This window comes from Halomonas sp. 3F2F (genome assembly GCF_014897805.1).
GTDB lineage: Bacteria > Pseudomonadota > Gammaproteobacteria > Pseudomonadales > Halomonadaceae > Vreelandella.
In genome coordinates, this window is record NZ_JABUZE010000012.1 from 1 (window position 1) to 5,566 (window position 5,566).

General features: G+C 53.5%; 4 protein-coding genes. All 4 read left to right on the forward strand.

All coding sequences use genetic code 11. The annotated features are described in order from the left end of the window. The first annotated feature begins 198 nt into the window (after nt 1–198). The 4 genes from INT21_RS01225 (at nt 199) to rsd (ending at nt 5,491) form a co-directional block, all read left to right on the forward strand. On the forward strand, nt 199–2,574 hold the full coding sequence (locus tag INT21_RS01225; protein ID WP_193060831.1) for a Tex family protein: 2,376 nt from the start codon (nt 199–201) through the stop codon (nt 2,572–2,574). A gap of 142 nt (nt 2,575–2,716) precedes the next feature. Further along, nucleotides 2,717–4,357: a glutamate--cysteine ligase gene (gshA, locus tag INT21_RS01230; RefSeq protein WP_193060832.1), complete on the forward strand. Its 1,641-nt coding sequence runs from the start codon at nt 2,717–2,719 to the stop codon at nt 4,355–4,357. After that, the gene (locus INT21_RS01235; protein ID WP_095604560.1) at nt 4,354–4,869 is read left to right on the forward strand and encodes a disulfide bond formation protein B; all 516 of its coding nucleotides are present in this window, start codon (nt 4,354–4,356) and stop codon (nt 4,867–4,869) included. The genes gshA and INT21_RS01235 overlap by 4 nt, the downstream gene beginning before the upstream one ends. A 133-nt stretch (nt 4,870–5,002) precedes the next feature. Further along, nucleotides 5,003–5,491 carry a sigma D regulator gene (gene rsd, locus INT21_RS01240; RefSeq protein WP_095604561.1) on the forward strand — a complete coding sequence of 163 codons (489 nt, stop codon included), beginning with the start codon at nt 5,003–5,005 and terminating at the stop codon, nt 5,489–5,491. Nucleotides 5,492–5,566: the final 75 nt, after the last annotated feature.

Here is a 5,566-nt window from a genome sequence, read left to right on the forward strand (position 1 = left end):
CCTTTTGTGCTTGCAGACGAGGAGGAGTCCATATACGCGCTACAGGGATGCAACCATTGAGCTCAGTGGGATTGTAGCGCGTGGTAAGCGAAGCGCACCCGCGAGGGCAGCTTCCCCATCGTAGCCAATTCATGCCAGTATCGTGCGATTGTGGTACCTTGTCGGCACCTCGAATGCTGCATGAGTTAGTTGCACGTTATGGATGTCAAACAACGCATTATTTCACGCTTAGCCACTGAGCTAAACGTACGGCCTGAACAGGTCTCCGCAACGGTAGAGCTTCTGGATGGTGGCGCTACCGTGCCGTTTATTGCTCGTTATCGTAAAGAGGTAACGGGTGCCCTCGATGATATTCAGCTGCGCCAACTGGATGAGCGCCTGCGCTATTTGCGCGAGCTGGAAGAGCGCCGTGAAGCCGTACTAGCGGCTATCGATGAGCAAGGCAAGCTGGATGCCACGCTAAAAGCAACGATTCAGGCAGCTGAGACGAAGCAGCGCCTAGAAGACTTATACCTACCGTTTAAGAAAAAGCGCCGCACGAAAGCTCAAATTGCCCGTGAAGCGGGCCTAGAGCCACTGGCTGATGCCCTGTTGGCCAATCCGCAGCTTAATCCCGAAAGCGAAGCAGCGCAGTACCTGCGCCCTGCAGAAGGCGATATTCCAGCCATTGAAGATGCCAAAGCCGCCCTTGATGGTGCTAAGCAAATTCTCATGGAACGCTTCGCCGAAGACCCTGAACTTATTGGCCGATTGCGTGAACGGTTATGGCAAGAGGGCGAACTAAGTGCCCGCGTGCTAGATGGCAAGCAGCAGGAGGGCGCAAAGTTTTCTGACTACTTCGAACATGACGAGAAACTTGCCAAGGTGCCATCTCACCGTGCGCTGGCTATGTTCCGTGGTCGCAACGAAGGCATTCTAAGTCTGGCGATTCGTCTGCCTGGCGAAGAGGACGCTCCAATTCATCCGGCCCAGGTCGCTATTGCCAAACAAGTGGGTATTAGCGATGAAGGCCGCCCCGCCGACAAATGGTTGAGCGAAGTAGTGCGCTGGACGTGGCGTGTGAAGCTCTATACCGCGCTTGAAACCGAGTTGTTGGGTCGCCTGCGCGAGCAGGCAGAGTTGACTGCTATCGAGGTGTTTGCCGCCAACCTGAAAGACCTTTTGCTGGCAGCGCCTGCAGGGCAAAAAGTGACTCTCGCGATTGACCCGGGTCTAAGAACCGGCTGCAAGGTTGCGGTGGTGGATGCTACCGGTCAATTTATCGACCAAGCGACGATTTACCCCCATGCGCCGCAGAATCGCTGGGACGAATCGCTCAATGTGCTCGCTAAGCTGGTTAAACAGCACGGCGTTCAACTCGTTGCCGTTGGCAATGGCACCGCCAGTCGTGAAACTGACAAGCTGGCAGGTGATCTGCTGAAGGCGTTAGCACCCGAGCATCGTTTAAGTAAAGTCATGGTGTCTGAGGCCGGTGCGTCGGTTTACTCCGCGTCGGAATACGCTTCCCGCGAGCTGCCGGATCTTGATGTCACCGTGCGCGGCGCTGTCTCTATTGCTCGCCGCCTGCAAGACCCGCTTGCAGAACTGGTGAAAATCGAGCCGAAATCTATCGGTGTTGGTCAGTATCAGCACGATGTCTCCCAGGTGCAGCTGTCACGTAGTCTAGAAGTCGTGATAGAAGACTGCGTTAACGCCGTCGGTGTGGATCTCAATACGGCATCTAGCGCATTGCTTTCACGTGTTGCTGGGCTAAGTGCTGCCATTGCTGAAAATATTGTTGCCCAACGCAACGTTCAAGGTGCCTTCAAGAGCCGTAAAGAGCTGTTAGAAGTTAGCCGCCTTGGACCAAAGACGTTTGAGCAGTGTGCTGGTTTTTTACGCATTAGCAACGCCGAAAATCCGCTGGACGCCAGCGCTGTTCACCCAGAGGCTTATACGCTGGTAGAGCGTATTGCCAAGCAGAATAGTCGAGATATAAAAGGCCTGATTGGTGATAGTGCGACGCTAAAAGCACTGAAGCCCGCTGACTTCGCTGATGAGCGTTTTGGTGTTCCTACCGTCAGCGATATTCTCAAAGAGCTGGATAAGCCAGGACGCGACCCGCGCCCTGAGTTTAAGGCGGCTGAATTCCGTGAAGGCGTCGAAACACTCAAAGACCTGAAGCTGGGCATGGTGCTGGAAGGTACCGTCACCAACGTGACCCACTTCGGTGCCTTTGTAGATATTGGCGTTCATCAAGACGGGCTCGTGCATATTTCAGCGCTCTCTGACCGCTTTATCGATGATCCGCGCAGTGTAGTAAAAGCAGGCGATATCGTTACCGTTAAGGTTATGAGCGTGGATATCCCCCGCAAGCGGGTAGGGCTTTCAATGCGTTTGGATGATGAGCCAGAACAGACGCAAGCAGCTGTAAACTCCACTAACGACGAGCCTCGTAAGCCTGCACGTAGCCAGCGGTCGGCTAGTTCTGGACAGAATGGTCGTGGTCAACGCCAGGGAGGAAAGTCCAGCGAAGCAGCGGCACCAATGGGCGCGCTCGGCGCAGCACTGCTTAAAGCAAAGCAGGGCAAATAGTCGCGCGTCTTGAATATTTAATGGTTGCCGCCATATCCTGCTGTCTATTCTCGGTAAAAAAACGTGATAAACCGCATGGCGATGCCAGCTGATTTCAACAAGGCCTGCTTTAAGCAGGCCTTACTAACAAGGAGTGTTCACCTTGTCTGAACCTCTCACTGTGCCATCCACACTGACCGCCCAGGTTGAGCGTTTGCTCCCTAGCGCGCGTTTAGGGCGCCTAGGTCGCCTGCGTCGCGGGGTGGAAAAAGAGGGCCTGCGCGTTGACGCCAACGGCCATATTGCTCAAACGCCGCACCCTTACGCGCTGGGTTCAAAGCTAACCCACCCGCATATCACCACTGACTACTCCGAAGCGCTATTGGAGTACATCACACCGGTGTATTCAGAGCCAAAAGAGGCGTTGGCATTTTTATCAGACCTGCACACGTTTACCTATCACCACTTGGAAAATGAGTGGATTTGGCCAGGCAGCATGCCGTCTCGGCTTTCCGGTAACGATAGCGTACCGATTGCTGACTATGGCAGCTCCAATGTGGGCACCATGAAGCATGTTTATCGTAAAGGGTTGGATGTGCGCTACGGGCGTATTATGCAGGCTATCGCCGGGGTGCATTACAACGTATCGCTACCCGATGATATGTGGCATGCCCTGCGTGAGCTTGAAAAAGCCACCAATATTCCTTTTAACGATTATCGCTCTACGCGTTATTTCGGCATGATTCGGCATTTTCGTCGTCATAGCTGGCTGCTGCTCTACCTATTTGGCGCATCACCCGCCATCGACAAAAGCTTCCTGCCAACTGGTACAGTGCCTGAAAAACTGCAGTCGCTGAGCGACGACACCTATTACGCCCCCTATGCGACCACGCTACGTATGTCGGATTTGGGCTATCAGAATAAAGTGCAGTCACAGCTTAAAATCTGCTTTAACTCGTTGTCCAATTACGTCAACACCCTGCGGCATGCTATTTCCACTCCCTGGCCAGACTACGAAAAGCTGGGCGTGAAGAACGGCGACGAGTGGCAGCAGTTAAACGCCAATATTTTGCAGATTGAAAACGAATACTACAGCGATATTCGCCCTAAACGAGTTGCCAAGCACAACGAAACGCCCAGTCAAGCCCTGGAAGCGCGTGGGGTGGAGTACATCGAAGTACGCTGTTTGGATCTTAATCCATTCGACCCGCTAGGTGTCACCGAAGCTCAGATGCGTTTTGTTGATACCTTCTTAATGTGGTGTCTATTAAGCGATAGCCCGTGGATTTCAGACGAAGAGTGCGACCGCTTAGACGACAATCGCCGTTTCGTCGTTGAGCGTGGGCGTGACCCAGCGCTGAAGCTGATCCATAACGGCAAAACGACGACTGTGAAGGAGTGGGGCGAGCAGATTTTTGCGGAAATGGCCGAAGTGGCACGCCTATTGGATGCTGTAGAAGAGAGTACTCCTCATGCGTCGGCACTCGCTGAGCTAGCGCCGCGGCTGAAAGATCCTTCTCTAACTCCCTCAGCGCAACTACTGGCGCGCCTGGAAGCTGGTAATGGCTCGCTCAGCGATACGCTGTTGCAATTGGCTCAAGAGCAAGCCGACAAGCTTAAATCCACGCCCATGCTACGTTCTCGTGAAGCACTGCTTGCTCAGTTGATCGAGACCTCGCACCAACAACAGCACGATATTGAAGAAGCCGATCAAGAGAGCTTTAGTGAGTTCCTAAGCACTTACTTTGCCAAAGCGCGTGAGTCCAGAGCGCTGTCTGCTATTTCACCAGAGGATGGTCAATGACATCATTAGCAGTTCGCCCTATCGCGTTAGCGGGCTTCGCCTTTTGTGTTCTGATGATGGCGGTAGCCTTGGGGCTTGAGCATATTATGGGATTGGAACCCTGCCCGTTGTGTATTTTTCAGCGGGTCGCGGTGATTGCCGCAGGGCTGGTGCTAGGTATCGCTGCACTTCATAACCCAAGTGGCAAAGTAGGCAAAGCTATCTACGGTTTGCTGAGCTTAGCCGCAGTAGGTACGGGTGCTTTTGTTGCTGGAAGGCATGTATGGCTTCAAGGCTTGCCCGCTGACGAAGTGCCAACCTGTGGCCCAGGCCTTGAGTACATGATGGATATCTTGCCGATGCAAGAAGTGGTTGCCATGGTGCTTACCGGCTCTGGTGAGTGTGCTGACATCGATTTCATGTTCTTAGGCCTGTCGCTGCCTGCATGGACCTTGATCGGCTTTTTATTGCTCGCGATTGCGCCTCTGCGTATTCTGTGGTCTTTAAAAACATGGTCTGTAAAAAAGAGTTAAATAAGTGGTATGGTTTACGTTAATTGATTGGCCTCATTTAATTAAGTAAACCGTACCCGCTAGGATTGACAGGTGTCCACGGACGCGCGAGTCTAGCTCAGTTGAAGACGGCTATCTGTAAGGAGAAAGCCCCATGCTCGAAGATTGCAAAAATGCCCTGGAGCGCTGGGGGGGCGTGCACAGTTTGATTGATCGCTGGCTTGATCAGCGCCGCTCGCTGTTAGTCAGCTTCATTGAGCTGAAAGAAGCTTGTGACGCCGAATTAGAGGCGATTAGCAAAGCGCGCATTGACACCTTTAGTGAGTTGTTGATGGACTACATCAGCGCTGGGCACTTCGAGATTTACCCCCAGCTTGCTGAGGAAGCGAAGGCATTCGACGATGAGAGTGCATTACAAATCGCGGCAAAGCTTCTTGAGCGCTTAGAATTGTCAACGGCCATGGTGCTGGAATTCGATGAAGACTTCGCCTCACCGGTACGCTGTCAGCAGAATCTAGTGCGTTTGCCCGCCTGGATTGACCGCTTAGCGAAAGGGTTGGCAGAGCGCTTCGCCCTTGAAGACCAGCTAATCGCCCGCCTGCACGCCGCCCACAGCCCACAGCAGATAAAGTCACCAGCGTAGCGCTTTTCGCTGCCCCGCGGGTGCGCTTCGCTTACCCAATGGGATGGACTCCTCCTCACCCTACTCCGGCGTCAG

Coding starts and splice junctions, on each gene's coding strand:
- INT21_RS01225 (WP_193060831.1), top strand. CDS start 199: ATGGATGTCAAACAACGCATTATTTCACGCTTAGCCACTGAGCTAAAC.
- rsd (WP_095604561.1), top strand. CDS start 5,003: ATGCTCGAAGATTGCAAAAATGCCCTGGAGCGCTGGGGGGGCGTGCAC.
- INT21_RS01235 (WP_095604560.1), top strand. CDS start 4,354: ATGACATCATTAGCAGTTCGCCCTATCGCGTTAGCGGGCTTCGCCTTT.